The organism is Methanolobus sp. ZRKC2, assembly GCF_045291185.1.
Taxonomy (GTDB): Archaea; Halobacteriota; Methanosarcinia; order Methanosarcinales; family Methanosarcinaceae; genus Methanolobus.
In genome coordinates this window covers 924,115-943,324 of the sequence record NZ_CP146980.1, presented here as the reverse complement: position 1 = coordinate 943,324, position 19,210 = coordinate 924,115, and the positions used below count along the sequence as shown (strand labels likewise).

General features: G+C 40.8%; 14 protein-coding genes. 5 read left to right on the top strand and 9 right to left on the bottom strand.

The window, feature by feature from the left end; translation table 11 throughout:
* The first annotated feature begins 210 nt into the window (after positions 1–210).
* On the top strand, positions 211–897 hold the full coding sequence (locus tag V7O62_RS04400; RefSeq protein ID WP_406657810.1) for a hypothetical protein: 687 nt from the start codon (positions 211–213) through the stop codon (positions 895–897).
* A gap of 70 nt (positions 898–967) precedes the next feature.
* Here the strand turns inward: V7O62_RS04400 and V7O62_RS04395 are convergent, their stop codons facing one another.
* Positions 968–1,312: a hypothetical protein gene (locus V7O62_RS04395; protein ID WP_406657809.1), complete on the bottom strand. Its 345-nt coding sequence runs from the start codon at positions 1,310–1,312 to the stop codon at positions 968–970.
* Positions 1,313–1,320: 8 nt separating this feature from the next.
* Positions 1,321–2,058: an endonuclease NucS domain-containing protein gene (locus tag V7O62_RS04390; protein ID WP_406657808.1), complete on the bottom strand. Its 738-nt coding sequence runs from the start codon at positions 2,056–2,058 to the stop codon at positions 1,321–1,323.
* 631 nt (positions 2,059–2,689) lie between these two features.
* On the opposite strand from V7O62_RS04390, the gene V7O62_RS04385 reads away from it, so the two are divergent.
* Positions 2,690–3,283: a ferric reductase gene (locus V7O62_RS04385; RefSeq protein ID WP_406657807.1), complete on the top strand. Its 594-nt coding sequence runs from the start codon at positions 2,690–2,692 to the stop codon at positions 3,281–3,283.
* Between the two features lie 7 nt (positions 3,284–3,290).
* Here V7O62_RS04385 and V7O62_RS04380 read toward each other — a convergent pair whose 3' ends face one another.
* Complete coding sequence (locus V7O62_RS04380; protein WP_406657806.1) at positions 3,291–3,806, bottom strand: NYN domain-containing protein; 516 nt, start codon at positions 3,804–3,806, stop codon at positions 3,291–3,293.
* Positions 3,807–4,040: 234 nt separating this feature from the next.
* Positions 4,041–6,644 carry an S-layer protein domain-containing protein gene (locus V7O62_RS04375; RefSeq protein WP_406657805.1) on the bottom strand — a complete coding sequence of 868 codons (2,604 nt, stop codon included), beginning with the start codon at positions 6,642–6,644 and terminating at the stop codon, positions 4,041–4,043.
* Between the two features lie 265 nt (positions 6,645–6,909).
* On the opposite strand from V7O62_RS04375, the gene glgP reads away from it, so the two are divergent.
* Complete coding sequence (glgP, locus tag V7O62_RS04370) at positions 6,910–8,586, top strand: alpha-glucan family phosphorylase (RefSeq protein ID WP_406657804.1); 1,677 nt, start codon at positions 6,910–6,912, stop codon at positions 8,584–8,586.
* Between the two features lie 288 nt (positions 8,587–8,874).
* On the opposite strand, the gene tes is transcribed toward glgP, so the two are convergent.
* The 3 genes from tes to V7O62_RS04355 form a co-directional block, all read right to left on the bottom strand.
* Positions 8,875–10,476 carry a tetraether lipid synthase Tes gene (tes, locus tag V7O62_RS04365; RefSeq protein WP_406657803.1) on the bottom strand — a complete coding sequence of 534 codons (1,602 nt, stop codon included), beginning with the start codon at positions 10,474–10,476 and terminating at the stop codon, positions 8,875–8,877.
* A 451-nt stretch (positions 10,477–10,927) separates the two neighbouring features.
* On the bottom strand, positions 10,928–11,647 hold the full coding sequence (locus tag V7O62_RS04360) for a site-2 protease family protein (RefSeq protein WP_406657802.1): 720 nt from the start codon (positions 11,645–11,647) through the stop codon (positions 10,928–10,930).
* 375 nt (positions 11,648–12,022) lie between these two features.
* The gene (locus V7O62_RS04355; protein WP_406657801.1) at positions 12,023–13,306 is read right to left on the bottom strand and encodes an MgtC/SapB family protein; all 1,284 of its coding nucleotides are present in this window, start codon (positions 13,304–13,306) and stop codon (positions 12,023–12,025) included.
* Between the two features lie 192 nt (positions 13,307–13,498).
* Between V7O62_RS04355 and V7O62_RS04350 the strand changes: the two genes are divergently transcribed.
* Together V7O62_RS04350 and V7O62_RS04345 are read left to right on the top strand one after the other, a co-directional pair.
* The gene (locus V7O62_RS04350) at positions 13,499–15,742 is read left to right on the top strand and encodes an amino acid permease (RefSeq protein ID WP_406657800.1); all 2,244 of its coding nucleotides are present in this window, start codon (positions 13,499–13,501) and stop codon (positions 15,740–15,742) included.
* A gap of 561 nt (positions 15,743–16,303) precedes the next feature.
* Positions 16,304–16,828: a dihydrofolate reductase family protein gene (locus tag V7O62_RS04345; protein WP_406657799.1), complete on the top strand. Its 525-nt coding sequence runs from the start codon at positions 16,304–16,306 to the stop codon at positions 16,826–16,828.
* Between the two features lie 57 nt (positions 16,829–16,885).
* Here the strand turns inward: V7O62_RS04345 and V7O62_RS04340 are convergent, their stop codons facing one another.
* Together V7O62_RS04340 and V7O62_RS04335 are read right to left on the bottom strand one after the other, a co-directional pair.
* A complete protein-coding gene (locus V7O62_RS04340) occupies positions 16,886–17,107 on the bottom strand; it encodes a winged helix-turn-helix domain-containing protein (protein WP_406657798.1) in 222 nt (73 codons plus the stop codon).
* Positions 17,108–17,170: 63 nt separating this feature from the next.
* Positions 17,171–19,180 carry an amylo-alpha-1,6-glucosidase gene (locus V7O62_RS04335; RefSeq protein WP_406657797.1) on the bottom strand — a complete coding sequence of 670 codons (2,010 nt, stop codon included), beginning with the start codon at positions 19,178–19,180 and terminating at the stop codon, positions 17,171–17,173.
* Between the last annotated feature and the right edge of the window lie 30 nt (positions 19,181–19,210).

Here is a 19,210-nt window from a genome sequence, read left to right as displayed (position 1 = left end):
CGCTTTTCATGAACATAACCTTTCTACTTGAAAAACACCTACATCTCCTTCATATCCATACTTGTGCCGATAGCACACTTCTGCAAAGGTAATGTAGAAAGAATAGCAGCTACGCGATATTCAGCAGGATTTCCGGCCAATAGAAACAGGTCCGTTTGATTCTTTTTATGGACATGATCCTTTTATACATGACATAAATGTTACTTAATTATGAGAGTGGATATCAAAAACCTGGATGTTAAAAAGATTATTCCCGCTGGCATAGCAATTCTGATTATTCTGTTGTTTTCTAACCTGTCACTTGCAGGGGTTGTGGATTCCATAAAGGATGAACTTGTTGAACATGAGGTTTTGGCTCCTGAAAAGAATGCCAAAGATGGCAGGAGATCAGCATCCTCCTCTTCTTCTTCCTCTTATAATTCTGGAAGTAATTCAGGTTCAGAAGCATGTCCGAATGCTGCCACAAACACTGGTTCGAATTCTAATTTGAAGTCGTCTCAAAGTTATGAAAAACCTGCAGTGCTCGATCTTTATAGTCAGATGGAAAGTTATGCAGAGTATTACAATAAAGGGATCGATGACGTCCCAGATGTGGTCAAAAAAGTTGCAGGGAATGATGTCATTCTTCTTGATATTGCCATGAAAGATGGAAATGACTTGAAGATAAAAGCCCGTACAAAAGATGGAGTTCTCGTCGAATTCAGGAAAATTTCAGTAGGCGAATCTGTAGCTCCTACAATAACACTTTCAGGAGATGAAGACACTATTCATGGCATAATTAAAAGCGAAGATCCTCTGGGGAATTTTATTAGTTCTCTGAACCAGGGTTCTGTAGATGTTGAATGCAAAGGCTTCCTGAAGAAGGCAGCTCTTTCGGCTTTGAAAACAATGGCATGAATTGATGAGATCCCCATCAATTCTCTATACTTTATCTTCGCGGATTCATTTTTTAAATTTATTGAACTCTCTAATGAACAATTTTCAGTACTTTTGCCCATCCCCTCTTTCCGCAAAGGGGGCATTTGAGATACTTTCTGTCGAAATTGTTCGGACCTAAGAAATTGGTTATAATGGATATCTCGAAGATTTCATCGCATTTAGGACATTGATATGCAAAATTCTTAGTATGCCAGGCAATAAGCAGGAAAGTAATCACAAAAATAATAAAAAACCATAGGCTCCAGTATCCTGGTAAAAGCAGGAAGGAAGACGCAGTAATAACCAGAACGAATATTAGCAGAATCCAGGCAAACCTGCGCCAGTCGGCTTTAGTAACTTCCCGATAATTCCTGTTTCCTTGTTTGTCTTCCATACAGCTTATCATGCTCTTTTCTTCAGACTAAGTGTATATATTTCAATGCCGGCACCTATGCAGGCATTGAGCCTGCTTTCAGCTATCTTTGCACAGACAATACCCAGTCTTATCTTATTCCTGGGTACTCCGTATTCTTCCGAATAAGTAATAAATCTCTGGACCTGGCCGATTGCGTTATCCTGTGCTTCTATTTCTATTTCAATCAGAAGATGCTCATCATCCTTGCTCTTGAATACAGCATCTATCCTTCCTCCATTAATCTCCACTTCCGTATCCATGAACACCAGTCCTTCCTCGATAAGTTCGGGGAATGTCGAGATAATCCGTGAAATATCCTGCTCTGAAATAGATTCCTGGTCTGTTGCACAGTTCACATTGTCAGCCTTTATCATACCTTCCAGATGAGATATGATATGAATCCTTTTTTTGTTCACTTCATGAGGGTATACGTTTCTGGGCTTTTTGTCCTCTAGCTGTATTAGGATGCCGTTTTTACTGATTTTCTTGTTTCGGGAAATGGGAAGCGCTCCGCTTCCTTTGCTGACAACACCTATCCCGTTTTTCCTGCTGATCAGGCGGATGGACTCTGTAAGTTCTTCTTTTTCACTTTCTGTAAGTTCTTCCAGGCATATGATTTCGTAACTGATTGAATGTTTTTTTTTCAGAGTTTCAAGTAAAGAAGAATACTTTCCTATTTCTTCTTCATTACTTTCTATGCTTGTGTATAATTTGTATTCGAGCATTTATTTTTCCCCGGGGTAACAAGACATGGGAAGATGATATATCAAAAAGCAATCCTGTTTTAACATTGCTATTGTCTTTTGCTATATAAAGCTCTATAGAATTTTCAGTCCCATATTATATTCCTATAGGTTTGGTTTATATTGGAGGTGAGACATTGAACACTCAGAGTTGGTAAATAAGGTATAATAAAGGCAGATTGCCAAAATCAGCCGATAATAGGGCTGCATCTTATGGGAGTGATGCTGCTGCTACTTTCAAGCCAACTCGTAACAAACGGAGTGGAGGTGTCCATCAATGGAAGTTTTAATTAACTGTCCAAAGTGTGGTACAAAGTTGTTCACAGCTGAAAAAGGTGTTCAACACTGCAATGAATGCGGTTATTGGACAAAGAAAATATGGATTTATGCTTAACTGTTAAATTAAACCCGGTTAAATGTAAATCTCCGAAAGACCACAAAAAATCTAAAAACGATTTTTATTCATCTTATTCTTTCTCTCTGCTGATAATTTCCTGTAGATACACTTTCAACTTCAAGCTGATGAAATCAGCAGTATCTTTCTTTGTTTAAACATTAGATATAAATATCAAAATAGGCCAGTGTATATACAATTGCCTGGATGGTAACTGCTATGAAAAAAGGGGTTATGGTTATTGGTTTGTTTCTTGCTATGGCTGTGGGGACCATAGTATACAATCTTTTTCAGTATAGTGGTACGTTTACTGAACTCATTATCAGGACATGTGGACTATTTTCCAATCTGTTCATATTCATGGCAATAATATCTTCCGAGTATATGCTTCAAATGAGGAAGACTTTTGGAAGGTCCTTTATAAATGTACATCATCAGCTTTCAAGGATAGGTATTGCTTTGATGCTGATTCACCCTCTTCCATTTGTTATTCAGAAAGGAGTAGTTGCTTTAATTCCGGTTTTCTATCCACCGGTTACTTTCCTGGAACTTGCCGGAAGGCCTGCTCTGTACATTGTTCTTATAGCAGTGCTGGCTGCTGTTTACAGAAAGAAGATACCACGCAAATGGAAAAACATCCATAAATTGAACTATCTTGCCTTTCTGCTAATATTTTTCCATGCCTGGCTGGTTGGCACGGATCTCCAATCCCTTTCGATGCAACTTATATGGATCGTGATGTTACTGATAGTTGCTGCGGTTTTTATTCACAAGCATATTTTTGGTACCCGGAAGAGTAAGCAACGAAAATGAATTAGCTTTATTTTCTTCGAAGTATGCTTTCATCTATAGGATAGTATTCTGTAGCTGAATTGATGAGTTCGGCAGCTGTGTTCCTTTCAAAAGAATAAACCTCAACACGTACGCCGGAGGCCTTCAGGTGATTAACAAGAGCAGTAAAATCACCATCTCCGCTAACCAGCACCAGTGTGTCAACTTTCTGGGCTAACGATATGGCATCAATAGCAATTCCCATATCCCAATCGCCTTTTGTGGAACCGTCCGGGCGAATCTTTAACTGTTTTGTTCTTGTTTCCCATCCAAGGGTCTTTAACAGGTACTTGAAACCACTCTGGTCCACCTCCTCAGTTTCGACCAAATAGGCTATTGCCCTGACAAGCTGCCTTCCCCTTAGCACCGTAGCAAGCAATTTATCATAATCCAGCCTGCTGTCTTGATAGATATTCTTGGCAGAATAGAACATGTTTTGTACGTCTGCCAGCACTGCCACCCGCTGATTTTTGAATATTGCTGCTTCGTTTTGAGAATTGAACATAGTGTTTCATTCCTTGGGGTCTGTTTCCCAAAACTATGGGAGATACAGATATAACATGGTTGTATTGTTCTGCTTTTATATACATTTCATTATGTAATATGCTTTTTGTTTCATTCGTGCGGATGTTAGAAAGATAAAGTGATTTCTTTATTAGCATGAAGATGGATAGAAATATTTTTCCAAAAAAGAAGTGAACCTGCCTGCAAGGCAGGTACTCAAATCATACGGCTTCTACTATCTTTTTCTGGACAGCCACAATGCTATCGCAATAAATGCAAGCAAAGTGAATGTCACTCCGACTGCCGGTATACTTCCTTCCTCCACTTCGAAGCTTCCGCTGAGTGTGCCAACGCTCACATTGTAGGTTCCTGTTTCATTGCCCTGTACAGTGAAATTGACAGGCTGGCTTGCTCCCGGGTCAAGTGTAATACTCTCAGTTTCAGTGACCTCTCTGTTGATAATAAGCTCAACTTCATCTTCTCCAGTTTCAGTTCCCGTATTCTCCACATTCGCTGTTATTATTACTTCTTCACCTGTTTGAATCAGGAGCGGTTCAATGTTCAACTCCGAATACTCAAACACGGCCTTTGATTCCAGTACTTCGATGTTTAGTTCTGCCGACAGATATTCGTCCGAAGACGTGCTTAGCTTATGTACACCCGGATCACGTGCTTCGTGGGTGACAACACCTTCCCCATCTGTTGTACCGATGTTTCTTCCGTCATAGAATACCTCTACACCTTCAACAGGATCTCCGTTAATCAGTGTGACAACTGAAACGTTGATATCATCTCCTTCGGTTATAGTTTCAGGTGACACTTCTATGGCAAGTTTCCTGCTAACATCTTCCGGGGAAATCACATCCACTTCAACGTTTCCTTTTGCGAATCCTTCCTTTTCAGCAGTAACGGTAAAAGTACCAACTTCTTCAGGTGCATATTCTATAATTCCGTCTTCGGAAGTTTCCCCAATATTATTATCTCCGAATATTACCGTAGCGTTAGAAACCGCAGCACCCCTTGAAGTAACCTCTATGGTAATTGTATCGTTCTGCTCGATAGCTCCGGGAATATCAATAGTGAGAGGCTCCGTGGATGCAGTTGTGACCTCGACGAACGGATAGTATCTAATGGTATTGGAATCCGCAACCTTGAAAGCTATATCCTCGGTAATGCCCACAGTATCGTCCCTTGAAAGAGATATGGAATCTTCATTTTCCATTTCTATTTCTGCAGATGAGAAAGAAGTCACTTCCATTTCACCGAAGCTATCTCCCGACTGTACCTCTACATAATCCTCGGATATCTGAAAAATACCTTCTATGAATACTGCATTCGTCTCAGTTCCTCTGAATATATCCTGGAAATGTACGGCTATGATTGCAAGATCTTCTGCATCACCGACATCTGTCTCATAGACGTAATCGCCTCCTCCGGATACTATACCAGTATCAACTTCGTCGCCATCTTTCTCGAGTGATAAAAGTACTGAATCGCCTTCAAGGTCTACTTCCTCAACAACCAGTTCGTATCCGTCTTCAAGGATAAGTTTAGAACCTGAAAACAGGGAAGTTTCCATGTCACTGTCGATAAGAACCTCTGAAAGCTGTCCGCTTGAAAGAAGGCTGTCCTCTTCTGCAAATGCTGTATTATTGGAGTAGCCTGCAAAATATTTCTCTGCCAGGAATCCGATGACATTGAACGTACCCCAGTTGTTATACTCGAAGCTTACCTGCTGTGGTTCACTTCTGTAGACCAGACTTCCATCCGGTATGGTCCTGCCATTGAGTTCGGTGATCTCCAGGGATTCCGTTCCCACACCTTCATCGATATTGTAATAGAAACCTGCGAAGTTCAGCGGTGTCCAAGTGAATATTTCATCCTCAGCTACAGTTCCCCTGAGCTCATAGGTTCCGGGTTCTGAAATATCCAGTTCAGGTCCGAATCTCAGTATTTCGTCGTCTCCAACGATAAATCTCAGGTCTCCCATTATGGTGACAGTATTTCCTCTGCTGAGCGATATAGTGCCAGAATTCTCCATACTGATTTCGTTTGAGCTGACTGTTTCAACTTCCATCTTGCCGAACTCGTCTCCGGATTCGACTTCCAGATAATTCTCGGAGATCTGGAAAATACCTTCCACAAACACTGCGTTTGTTTCCGTTCCTCTGAAGATATCGTTGAAATGGACAACTACGATCGGTACATCTTCCTGAGAACCAAGATCAGTCTCGTAGATATAATCGTCATTTCCCGAAATGATGTCAGTATCGATCTCATCACCATTCCTTTCCAGGCTAACCAGCACACTATTACCATCGAGGTCTACTTCCTGGATTTTAAGCTCATATCCTTCTTCAAGAATGATTGATGAGCCTGAAAAAACTGAAAGTTCATCGTCAGTGTCCAGGAGGATTTCCGAAAGTTCTCCATTGGACATCATGCTTATTGTATCATCTGTAAATCCGGTACCATTCGTATAACCTGCAAAATACCTCTGCGCAAGAAATCCTATTGTTTCATAAGAACCCCATCCACTTTGTTCAAAATCCGTTTCTATAGGCACAGTAGAATATTCCAGATCTCCTTCTTGAATAGACCTGTCACTGAAACTTTGCAGTGTCACAGTTAAAGTTTCGGAACCTTCACCTGAGTCCAGATCATAATAAAAACCGGGATAACTTTGAGCTGTCCATGTGTATTCCAGTGACACGTTTGCATCAGCTGCCCAAATTCTATTGCCGGTGCTGTTATTCTGAGCAACAGCTGTAGATGACAGAGCAATTATTGATAACAAGAATACACTTACCAGTAAGGCAAGATTAATATTTTTGTTCATTTTAAACCCCTAACCTAAGTTTAACTTGTTGTTATGACAAACTAATTTATGTATGGTTATGGTATATCAATCTTCTTTGCTTTTAGTATCATGTGAATCATTTTTACGACCCTGCTCCCTAAAAGAACATTTCTTCTTGAGATACTATTTTTAAAAAGTTCCTGCCAGGCCAATAAAATATTAATATCCTATCCAGTCATTTATTTATTGCATTCGGATAGGAAGGATAAGGGATTTTCCGGGATATCAGGAGGTGCGGGGTAATATGGAAGAATTTAATAATGTTTTGAATGGTGCAAAAATAGCTTATTTCTCAATGGAAATCGGATTAAAAAATGAAATTCCCACCTATAGTGGTGGCCTGGGTATACTGGCAGGTGATGTCATAAGGGTGAGTGGAGATCTCAGCCTGCCGGTAGTTGGTGTGTCATTGGTTAGCAGAAAAGGTTATTTTAAACAGAAACTGGATGCTTATGGCAGGCAGTCGGAAGATGTACAGGATTGGTCTCCTGAAGAACACATGAAACTTCTGCCAGCAGAAGTAACTGTCCGCATACAGCAACGGGATGTCAGGGTCAGGGCATGGTTATATGAACACAAAAGTCTGGCTCAGGATACGATACCTGTAATATTGCTGGACACTGATTTTGAGGTAAACTCCCCGGAAGACCGGATGATAACCGATCATCTGTACGGAGGTGACAGCAGATACAGGTTCAAACAGGAGATGGTACTTGGTATCGGTGGTATAAGGATGCTTGATGAGCTTGGTTTTCATATAGTCAAGTATCACATGAATGAGGGTCATTCAAGTCTACTGACAACGGAACTTTTGCGCAGTAATGAAATGGATCCTAGCAGGGTAAAAGAGCTATGTGTCTTTACAACCCATACTCCTGTCGCCAGTGGGCATGACGCATTTCCATATGATCTTGTAAGGGAGCTGATCGATGGAGAGCACGAGCTTGAAATGCTCCAAAAGTACGGAGGTGAGAGTGAACTTAACATGACTTTGCTGGCTCTGAACCTTTCTGATTATATAAACGGTGTGGCTAAAAAGCACAGGGAGATTTCGGAAAAGATGTTTCCTGGATACAAGTTCAAATCCATAACAAACGGTGTACACTCCTATAATTGGGTATGTTCTCATTTCAGGGAACTTTATGACAGACACCTGCCTGGATGGGCAAATGAGCCTGAACTTCTGGTCAGAGTGAAAAGTGTACCGAATGATGAAATCTGGCAGGCCCATAAAAATGCCAAAAAGGAACTTGTTGATTTTGTCAACAGGGAAAAAGGAATCGGTATGGATCATCACACTTTAACCATAGGCTTTGCGAGGAGGATGACGGAATATAAAAGACCTGCCTTTATTTTTTCCGATCTGGAGAGGCTCAGGAAAGTTAACAATGCAGGCAACATACAATTAATATTTGCAGGAAAAGCCCATCCTAAAGATTATCGAGGCAAGGAAATTATAGAAGAAATATTCGGCTATATAGAAGAGCTTAAGGGCACTATAAAGATAGCTTTCCTGGAAAATTACGATATGAATCTTGCCTTAAAAATGGTTTCAGGTGTGGATGTATGGCTAAACACACCAAAAAGACCTTTCGAGGCTTCAGGTACAAGCGGTATGAAAGCAGCTCACAATGGAGTTGTGAATTTCAGCGTACCTGACGGGTGGTGGCTGGAAGGCTGCGTCCCGGGTGTTACGGGCTACTCTATAGGTTCCAGAATAGGTCCCGGTAAATCTCCCGAAGAGATCGAAGAAATCGAACTTGATGATCTTTACAACAAACTGGAGTATAATGTAATACCAAAGTATTATGAAAGAAGAGATGAATGGGTGACTATAATGAAGAACTCCGTAGAGATGATAGCCTACTATTTCAACTGCCACAGGATGATGCGAAGGTATGTGACAGAAGCCTATCTCTGATATCCATCTTGCTCTGCGTAATCGTATTTACATGGAAACGTATGTGAAGAAAAGATAGCATCCTCCGATTATAGGAGGATGCTATTTTCTTTAGTTCACTCCCTGCCGGGGACCTCTCATACTCCACTTATCAGGATGCACAATGCTCCTTGTTTGCGCCTTTCTGCATTTCAAATTTTAGCACTTATTTTATTTAAATAAATCCATCTCTAACTTTAACAGCCCTTTTAATCCAGGCTTCTATTTGAATTTTAAAGCCCAAAATGACACAGTTTTTATATAAAAATATTAATCTGGCTGTCTACTATCAAGATCAGTGAAAATCTTTTCAGTGTCATTGCTCGCTTTATTTGTCTGATCGTGTTTAAGGCTTATTTTTATATCGTGTTTTTCAGGCACATACGGCTTTGAGAACTTCGCTTCCACTTCTTCACGGTGCAGCGTATTGTATGTACAAAAGGGTATGACCCTTCCGTCAGGTGTCGCATAATGGATACCACAACGTTGAATGCGTTCCATGTCCAGATTGTACCTGTCCTGAAAGTGCATAGTCCCCAGGAAAAGGCTTTCCCTGTGGAATTGTTGAACTACATTTGATTCTCCTTCTCTCAAAACGTTAAGAAGCATTTTCGTGACGTTCACGCAACCTGGCTCTTTATTTGAATCAATGAAGCTCGGCACTTTGCTCAACACTTTCCCGATGACAATAAGATTTCTACTGTTATCGTTAAGTTCCTGTGAAGCCTCATCTATCATCTCCATAAGACCCTCAACATCCACGAAGTCTGTTATAGGAATAATCCTGCCATTTTCCACAAAAAGATACGTTGCTGCTCCGCAATGAGGATGTACTGTCGTCTCTGGTAAAGTTTTGTGGCGTGCCTTTGAAAGGAATTGTGATATGGGCACTACAAAAGGCACAGGGTACCATGCATCCCGTGATATCTCTCCTTCTGTCTGTTCCTCTACAAGTTTTGCAAGATCAGGTATGGTAATCCTGTTATTTTCTCTTTCTTCCTGGCATATTCTTCCTGTGAAGGAGACTGGCTGGAAATTTACACCCCTGACAACATCCCTGTTATCAGCAGCAAATCTTATGATATCCCCTGCCTGGTGGTCGTTAACACCTCTTGAAATTGTTGGAACAAGGGTTATACTCTGCATTCCTGCTTTTCGGGCGTTAGCTATCGTTTTCAATTTGAGGGGAAAGGCATTAAAGCCCCTCATTTTCACATAAGGATCTGCAGACATTCCGTCAAATTGAAGATATAATGTTTGCATTCCTGCTTTAACAAGTCTTTTTCCATAGGCAACACTCTGCGCAAATTTGATACCGTTCGAAGCTACCTGTATTTGCACAAAACCAAGATGTTTGGCCATTTCTACAAGTTCGGGAAGGTCTTCACGAACTGTCGGTTCCCCTCCGGAAAATTGTATGGAACAGCAGGGCACTGGTTGCTGGTTCCTGAGCATCATCAGCATTTTGTATATTTGCTCTTTGCTTGGTTCATATATCCTGCCCGACTTTCTGGCATTTGCAAAGCAGACCGGACAGGATATATTACATCTGTTGGTGACATCGATGTTTGCCAGGATAGTAGTTGTTCGATGTGAAATACATAAACCACACTGGAAAGGACAATCTGAATTAAAATTGACATTCGGATTCAAAAGACCGGAACCAATACGTGCAAATTTCTCAAACTTGTTATACATTTTTGCATCGGACCAATAAATATCCCGGAAATTCCCGTGCTCAACACAGCTTTTTTCGATGATGATACTGCCTTTCTCTTCAAAAAGAGTAGCTTTGATCAACTGCCCACACTGTGGGCATACCGAGTAAGTATGCTTCAGATGAAAACCCCGCAAATAAGTTATCCAACCCACAATTGAATATAGTAAAGCGTTGGAAGTTATCTTATAAATCCTTTTTCAAAATAGCTTTCAAAAATATGTAGTTGTTTCTCATTTCCTCAAAGACAGGATATAGCTTCCGGAAAAAATTCTGCTTTTATCTAAGATATTATGATTAATTCCTCAACAAGAGTTCATATGGCTATATATACAAACAGTTACACAATATTAATTGCGGGGGAGGAGCAAGGAAAGAGTACTAAAGTGTGGCATCATTGGTATAAACATGTATTGTACCAGCAAATAGCTTATGCATGTGTATATCCTTCAATCCTAACTATAACTTTCTGCGGTTTTACCAATATTGCTTGTTCTCTCTCGCTAAATCGATGCGTTAATTGTTTTCTGGAGCTGGAATTTTAATTCCCTGACTTTTTCATTTACAATCTGGGTCAAATCTTATTTGATCAGGGATGTTGCTTATCTATAGTTTTCCGTATCTACTTTTCACCTGTTGCTCTTCTCCGCTGGCACCCATGTAAATGAAGAATGCGATCAGAATAAGCCAGAAGCTGATGAACAGGCCTATAATACCCATTACAAAAGCAAATATCTTTCCTATGGAAGCAGCTTTTTCCGTAGCCTCCACAAAACCCATGCGTTGCGCAAAAAAAGCACGAAGGATGCGTCCCCCGTCCATGGGGAATGCAGGGATGAGGTTAAACAATCCCAACAGGATGTTTATGTATCCAAGAATAAAAGTCATTAAGAACAAGGGACTCTCTTCCAGGGAAGATGCCGCCGGACTGAAAAGACTGTTGAATAGCAAAAGTAAAATCCCGATAACAATACTTGAAAGAGGTCCCACAAAGGCCATTTTAGCTTCGCTTGAAGGGTCACTTAATTCCTTTCCCATAGCAGAGACACCTCCGATGAGATAAAGCGTGATCTCATTGATGCTCCCACCGTATCTTAATGCAAAGTAAGAATGGGCTAGCTCGTGGATCAGTACGGATATAAAAAGCAGAATCGCCGTCAACAATGACAGGGAATATTTAAGTAATCCCGACTCAATTCCTGCAAAACCGAAAGGTTCTGGTTGAATGGCAAATATCCATGCAAAGAACGGCAGCACTAACAAAAAAGATATGTGTATCTTTATAGGTATACCAAGCACTCTTGCTATTTGAAGTGAATTTCCCATCAGATTTCTCCCCGTGCATCTAAAAAATTTAATATCCAAGGTTTTTATTGGGTAAGTTTTTCATACCAGGTCCCTTATTCCTGAATATTCCCACTCCACGGGTGAAGGCTCTCACTTACAATAATGTTTCCAAAACCATTGGTTCCAGCAGTGATCATTTGACTGAGTGATAGTGAGTACTGCCCCGGTGCGATTTTCAAACCCAAGTTAATCAATGCTGTTCTCCCCGCTTAAGATCAAATGAAAAAGTCTTTTAATCCATGTCTATATTCATTTCTGACTTTATTTAACCTTTAAGCAAACTGGATTCTGTAGTATTCTTATAAGTTTTTTAACCTGATACTTGTGAGAAACTAATCTCACACCTCCTGGCCATTAAAGAATATATTCTCCCCATATCATGAGAATAACAAATCCTATCAGGGAAATTAGAATAAAGTAGTATACGACCTTGCGGAAAAGCTCGTTTGCACCAACGAGTTTAATATACAGTGGCTTTGACAATGTGCTGATTATCCCTGCAAGTACTGCAGTTTCAGCAGCCGTTTGATAGGAAATCTTACCTGCGACTGCAAGGGAAGCCATGGAAGCGGTTACAGCCGAACTACTGGCAATGCCTCCTAATGCGGCTGCATAGGTACCCAGAGGTCCTCCTGCCGAACTGGCAACATTTGCAATAGCTAATACTATGGTAAACAAGATACCGAATTTTAAGGCGGGTCCTATGGCAAAGGGGGATCTAAGATATATGGTTTCTTCTACAGGTGTTATGTTCTTTTTTCTCCAGACCATTAGAAACGTTACCAGGGACATTATCAGAAAAGGAGGTATCATCAAAAGAGAAACCCTTCCTGAAGTATCGATAAGTAAAGCAATGATCACATCCCTTATTGCCATGGCAATAACTGTCAGTAAAGAACCCACGAAAACATTTTCAATAAGTGATTGTTTTTTCTTGGAAATGTTCGACAGGGCAACAATAGCTGCTTCACTGCTCGCAAGTCCTCCCAGAAAACCTGAATATGCTATTCCTCCTTTTGTACCTGTTCTTTTCAGAAGTATATAACTGACAAAACTTACTGCAGAAACGAGTACTACGATAAGTATCACAGCTTTTAAACTCACTCCGCCATAAATTGGCTCGTCCGGCACAATCGGGTAGAGTATGAAAGCAATAGCAACGAACTGCAATGCATCAATGATATCCCTTTCCGAGAGATTTTCTGCCAGTGAATGGAGGGGCCTTTTCTCGATCAGCAGGAACGTAATGATTACTGCAACAATTATGGCAATCTGGAAAAATCCCTGAGCTACAAGTATCCCGAGAAGATAAGTAGAAAAAAGGGCAACAGCAGTGGTAAGACCGGACTTTTTCTGTACAACGTTGACTTCATACATAAGAAAGATACAGCAGAGTCCTATGAATATTGTAGTAATAATAAGGATTGCATAACCAACAAAATCTGCAAGAAAAGCGGAAATGGTTCCCATGATACAGGTTATCGTAAAAGTCCTGACTCCTGCAAATATCTTCTTATCCGACCTCCAGCTTTCCCGCTCAAGTCCAATAAGGACACCTATGAGCAATGAAATACCTATTTTTTCCAGGGATTCCAGCAGGAAAGGGTCTACGCTAAAGCTTGCTGTAGTATATATCATTTCTATTCGATTGCTTTTGAATTCATTTCCCAACGTTTTTCAGGGTATAGTTTATGCTTCCATTCAGAAGCCTTCCAGAATATCAGTTTGAATAATTATAGGCTCTAATCTAAAAGCAGATAAACATTTCCCGCATCTATAGAGGAAATCTTATATAGACATGGAAATGAAACATATTGGGGACTTTTGTTCATGGGGACAGGTAATGGCGATCCGATTAGCGGGGAGACTCTGCAAAAGAGAGTTGAAGAGCAGAAGGGGCTTGAGCCTGGTAAAAAACTCTTCGGTACTTTTGAAGGAGTTTTTGTCCCTACTCTTCTGACTATCCTGGGTGTGATAATGTACCTGAGGGAGGGATGGGTTGTCGGGAATGCAGGCCTTCTGGGTGCATGGCTGATAATACTGCTATCCTTCAGTATCACACTTGCTACCGGACTTTCTCTCTCTTCGATAACAACCAATATCAGGATTGGTGCAGGGGGTGCATTTTCAATAATTTCCCAATCCCTTGGTCTTGAAGTAGGTGGTAGTATAGGAATACCCCTGTATCTTTCCCAGACACTCGCCGTTGCAATGTACATATTCGGTTTTCGTGCAGGCTGGCTCTGGATTTTTCCGGATCATCCGGCTATTGTTGTGGATTTTCTGTCTTTTGCAATACTCTTCATTGTTGCCTATATCAGTGCGTCCCTGGCTTTCAGGATACAATATGTCATATTGGCGATTATCATTTCCTCGTTTATATCCATCATCTGGGCTGCTTATCTGGGCTCCATGCAAGAGCCCATCACATGGTGGGGTTCTTTTCCGGGCTCACCGGAGAATGATTTTTCAGGAATAGGTTTCTGGGGTGTTTTTGCTGTTTTTTTCCCGGCAGCTACAGGCATAATGGCTGGTGCAAACATGTCCGGAGAATTGAAAAATCCACGCAGGAGTATTCCTGTCGGAACACTCTCCGCTATCGGCATAAGCTTTGTAATTTATATGTTGCTGGCTTTCTGGCTGGCGACTTCCGCTAGTACCGAAGAGTTGGTAAGCGACTATACTATCATGCTAGAAAAAGCTGCATGGGGTCAGTTGATAGTTGCAGGTTTGCTGGGAGCCACATTCTCATCGGCACTTTCCTCAATAGTAGGTGCACCACGTATACTGCAAGCTTTAGGCAATCACCAGATACTCCCGGCGAGTGATTGGTTTGCAAAGCGTGCAAAAAACGGAGAGCCTCGTAATGCAATGATATTTACAGGTATCATTGTCTTTCTTGCATTGTTATTACGTGACCTGAATACAATTGCTCCTCTTATTGCCATGTTCTTCCTGATAACCTATGCAATGATCAATATAGTTGTGCTGATTGAACAGAATTTGCAACTGGTGAGTTTCAGGCCCCTTTTCAGGATTCCAAAGTACGTCTCTTTGCTGGGTTTTCTTGGGAGTATCTTTGTGATGTTCATAATCAACCCCTTATTCAGCCTAATTGCAGTTGCAGTTGTCGTATTTATACATGCTTATCTGCTGCAAAAACATCTCAAAGCACCTTTCGGGGATGTACGAAGCGGTCTTTTCGTAGCAATAGCAGAATGGGCGGCAAAGCAAAGTAACAAGATTGCTCCTCCGAGTGAACGTACCTGGAAGGCAAACCTGCTGGTGCCTGCTGAAAATCCCAACATACTTGCAGGTACTTTCAATTTCCTGAGGGATATCACATATCCGAAGGGTTCTATCAAGATACTTGGTCTGGCTGGAAAAGTAGGAGAGGAAAGACTATCTTCTTTCCTGATAGATATAACAGATTCATTCAGGGAAAAGGGTATTTTTTCTTCCTGGACTATTATAGATGCTTCAATGTTCGAACAAAATCTAATAGCAGGAATAGAGGCTCTTGGAGGTTCGTTTTTCAAACCCAGGGTGTTATTCCTGAATTTAAGCAGCTATGACGGTGAGGACGATAAACTAAGAAATGTCATTCTCAAAGCTTCACAACGCAAGATCGGTATTTTGCTGCTGGCTACTCATCGTAATGCAATTTTCGGAAGGAAAAATTCCATTAACCTATGGATTGATGACCGCAGTCCTGACTGGAATGTCAGTATGGATCTTGGAAATCAGGATCTGGCCATTCTGATATCGTATAAGCTAAAAAAGAACTGGAAAGCATCAATGAGGATAATTACCTGTGTACAGGAACAGCGCAATGCTTACAAAGCCCGCGAGTACCTGGAGAATCTTGCCGAGATCGCAAGGATCCCGAATGTTACCAACAAAGTAATGCTTGGTAGTATGGAATCCAATATTGCAAAAGCTCCGAAGGCTTCAATCAACGTTTTCAGCATGGATCCTGAAGTTGACCTCGATTCAATTCGAAAAACAGTTGAACAGACAGGTTCATCATGTCTGTTTTCACTGGACTCCGGAGAAGAGAATGCGTTTGCATAAGTCTTTTGGTACCGGATAAATTTGATTTGTTCTGTTGTGTCCCAAACAGGCCCACTTTTTTATTCGTTATTTTGACATGCTAAATTCGATATGAGGAGCATGTTTCTGCTAACACAATAAGTATAAGAACGATAATTGCCAAATTCTTAAAGGGGAGTGATCGCTAAATGTTGGAATGGATCATCAGGGTCTTATTAGCTCTGATTATTATTGTGGTATTGTGGCAGATTCTCATATTCCTGCTTTGAAATGCCAGACTTTTGGAACAAAGCAATATCCTTAATACCGGAGGATATGTGTGGTTGAGACATTCCGGTAAACATATGGAGGAATACAGTAAAGAAAGAAAATATAACCCTTACAAGTATCAAAACCGCAGGCTATTTTTAAAAACAGGTTTTTGTTTGTCTTTTATGTTTGTTTTTGATTTGTCCTCTGGACTCCGAAATATTGGTTGTTTTTGCTGTGTAATTGGGTTTTTCAGTCTAAGTAAAATTTGTATTCATATTGATTTTCCGGATAAACCTAATTTATTAACTATACACGCCTAATGAATAAAAGATGAGTAGAAATGTCATTTTGTATATCGCAATGAGTTTAGACGGGTATATTGCACGAAAAAACGGAGACATCGATTGGTTGGCTGGCGATGGTTCTGAACCGGATGCTGATCTTGGCTATGATGAATTTTACGAATCAATTGACACAGTGATCATGGGCCGGAAAACATACGATCAGGTGCTTACTTTTGGAGAATATCCATACAAGGGAACTGAAGGATACGTTTACACATCGGAAAAAAGAGTCAACAATGAACATGTTGTATTCACAGATGAGAATGCCGAAGATCTTATCGATAAATTAAGAAAAGAGGAAGGTAAAGACATTTGGCTAATAGGCGGTGCAGGAGTTATTGACAATTTCATGAAAAAGGACCTGATCGATGAATATATTGTTGCTGTCATACCCTGTATTTTAGGAGAAGGTATCTCTCTTTTCAAAGACAATAATCCTGAACTCAAGCTGAAATTGATGAAACATCAAACTGTGAATGGAATAGCAATGCTCTATTATGCAAAAAGATAATGCATTCCTATGCACGGATGGAAAATAAAGGTACAATCACTATTTGACAGAACGCTGTTACTTTAGTCTTATAACCCATGTGTTGCTGCTCTTCTGCATGCAGATCTTGTCCTCTCTTGCAAGCCATCCTAAAGCCATGAAAACTGCCTGTGAATCAAAGCCGTTTTCTTTGAGGTTCATTTTGATGCCAGCCATATTGTACTCACCATTCTCAAGTAACCTGTAAACATGACCTGCTGTCTCCCCTATATGCAAACAAGTCTCATCCATTGCATCCATTGATATCACTCCCCATTGTTAATTTTAATTCCGAAGAACTCCCTCTCAGGAGATAAAGCACTTTCAAAACCCATAAAGATTTCGAGTAACATTGTTCTTCTGCATGATATCTTCTGCCAGGACACGGCTTATTTCGGCAACACTCCAGGCCTGGGAAATACATCCACCTGGCCTGTGGGGAGCATTTCCATCAAATACCTCTGAAATAGTTCCGATACCTGCTTCATCAAGATGTTTTTTGAGAGCATTAAGAAGCAATTCCATATCTTCCCTGCTGTTCTTTGAGTACTCGTTGATTTTAGTGTATGCTGTTATGTACGGTCCCAGCAGCCAGGGCCACACTGTGCCGTTATGATATGCCCGGTCTTTGTGTAAGGTATCTCCCTGATAATTTCCTATATAATTTGGATCAGAAGGTGAGAGTGTCCTGAGACCGTAGGGTGTAAGTAATTCCCTGGTGATAACGTCAACTATACTTTTTTCCATTTTTCGGGGAAGCATGGTAAACGGAAGAGACACGGCAAAGATCTGGTTTGGTCTGACAGAATCGTCCTTTTCTTCATTTTCATTCCCATGCCCCGGGATAGTGTCATAGAGACAGCTCTTTTCCTTGTTCCAGAATTTTTCATTGAAACTGACTTTTGCTATTTCGGCAATCTCAGAGAATCCGGACGTATCCTTTCCAAGTTGCTGTCCGATGAATTCTGCGTACATCAGGCCGTTATACCAGAGGGCATTTATTTCGCAGGATTTTCCTTTTCTGGGTGTAATCTCCGTATCACCCACTTTCGCGTCCATCCAGGTTAGCTGTCCTCTGTGGGATATCAGGCAGTCCTCTTCCATTGCAATGTCAAATAATGTGCCTTTACTGTAATTGTTCAGTATATCTTCAACTGTGCTCCACATAGTATTGGCAAATTCAATGTCACCTGTGTAGTCATAATATCTTCCGAGTGCATGGATAAACCAGAGAGAGGCGTCTACTGTATTGTATAAGGGTGATTCATTCGGATTATCCGGGAAAAGATTAGGTATAAGACCTTCCCTGCAGTTGGCAGCAAAGGTTGAGAGTATGTTCCTCGCATCATCAAATCTGCCGGTTACAAGTGTCAATCCTGGCAGTGCTATCATGGCATCTCTTCCCCAGTCTGCAAACCAATGGTAACCGGCTATAACTGTTCTTGAATTTGTGGACTTTCGACGGGCTATGAAAGAATCTCCTGCAATAACGATTTTCCTGAAAAAAGCATCTTCTTTGTCGTATTTTTCTATAAGCTTTCTCCTGCGCTCAGTTTCGTTATCAAGAAGTTTTTGGACAAGATCTGTGTTAAAGTGAGTAGTATCTTCTGTGGATGCCACAATAAAAAAGGATGAATTTCCTTTTTCAACAACAGTTTCAAAATATCCCGGATTAAAATTGTCTTCCTGATGAGGATAACCTCTTGAAAGTTCAATATCATACTCAAAATTGTAGTACCAGTAAGCTTCAGGCATATACCGCATATCCGAACCAAGATTAAGTATGACCTGTCCGTCCCTCAGAATAGTGCTATCATCAGCAGGTTGCTGATCAAACCTGATATCATCAGTTCTGGTCAAATGATGTATGTCCCTGTTGTTCACCAGCGGAAATACTCGAAAATTTACTTGCGTATCAAGCGGATTACTAATATTGTACTGGATTATCGTGGTATTCTTCCCGTAGACCATGAATACCTTTTTTTCGATGCTGACATCCCTGACAAGATATTGGTAAGAAGGAATTTGATCTGCACTAAAATTTTCAAGATATCGGTAGCCTTCAGGATGAACTTTGTCAGGGTATTGGTGTGTTGCAAGATAGTGTGTCTCTTGCCCTATCCGTAACTCTTCGTCAAGGGATGAGAGCAGCAATTTTCTTTCCACGGGGGGATTTATGGATGCCACAAGAAGGCCATGATATTTTCTTGTATTCATCCCCAGGGAAGTTGATGAAGCGTATCCTCCAAGGCCGTTTGGGATTATCCATTCCTTATTCAGGAAATCTTTTATCTCTCTATCTCCGATTCCCGGATCATGGTTAAATTTCGTCATAGGATATCTTCCCGGTTGAGAGTTTTATCT

Bases quoted from the DNA above. Each gene is read 5' to 3' on its own strand.
- V7O62_RS04400 (WP_406657810.1), top strand. From the start codon at position 211: ATGAGAGTGGATATCAAAAACCTGGATGTTAAAAAGATTATTCCCGCT.
- V7O62_RS04395 (WP_406657809.1), bottom strand. From the start codon at position 1,312: ATGGAAGACAAACAAGGAAACAGGAATTATCGGGAAGTTACTAAAGCC.
- V7O62_RS04390 (WP_406657808.1), bottom strand. From the start codon at position 2,058: ATGCTCGAATACAAATTATACACAAGCATAGAAAGTAATGAAGAAGAA.
- V7O62_RS04385 (WP_406657807.1), top strand. From the start codon at position 2,690: ATGAAAAAAGGGGTTATGGTTATTGGTTTGTTTCTTGCTATGGCTGTG.
- V7O62_RS04380 (WP_406657806.1), bottom strand. From the start codon at position 3,806: ATGTTCAATTCTCAAAACGAAGCAGCAATATTCAAAAATCAGCGGGTG.
- V7O62_RS04375 (WP_406657805.1), bottom strand. From the start codon at position 6,644: ATGAACAAAAATATTAATCTTGCCTTACTGGTAAGTGTATTCTTGTTA.
- glgP (WP_406657804.1), top strand. From the start codon at position 6,910: ATGGAAGAATTTAATAATGTTTTGAATGGTGCAAAAATAGCTTATTTC.
- V7O62_RS04360 (WP_406657802.1), bottom strand. From the start codon at position 11,647: ATGGGAAATTCACTTCAAATAGCAAGAGTGCTTGGTATACCTATAAAG.
- V7O62_RS04355 (WP_406657801.1), bottom strand. From the start codon at position 13,306: ATGATATATACTACAGCAAGCTTTAGCGTAGACCCTTTCCTGCTGGAA.
- V7O62_RS04350 (WP_406657800.1), top strand. From the start codon at position 13,499: ATGGGGACAGGTAATGGCGATCCGATTAGCGGGGAGACTCTGCAAAAG.
- V7O62_RS04345 (WP_406657799.1), top strand. From the start codon at position 16,304: ATGAGTAGAAATGTCATTTTGTATATCGCAATGAGTTTAGACGGGTAT.
- V7O62_RS04340 (WP_406657798.1), bottom strand. From the start codon at position 17,107: ATGGATGCAATGGATGAGACTTGTTTGCATATAGGGGAGACAGCAGGT.
- V7O62_RS04335 (WP_406657797.1), bottom strand. From the start codon at position 19,180: ATGACGAAATTTAACCATGATCCGGGAATCGGAGATAGAGAGATAAAA.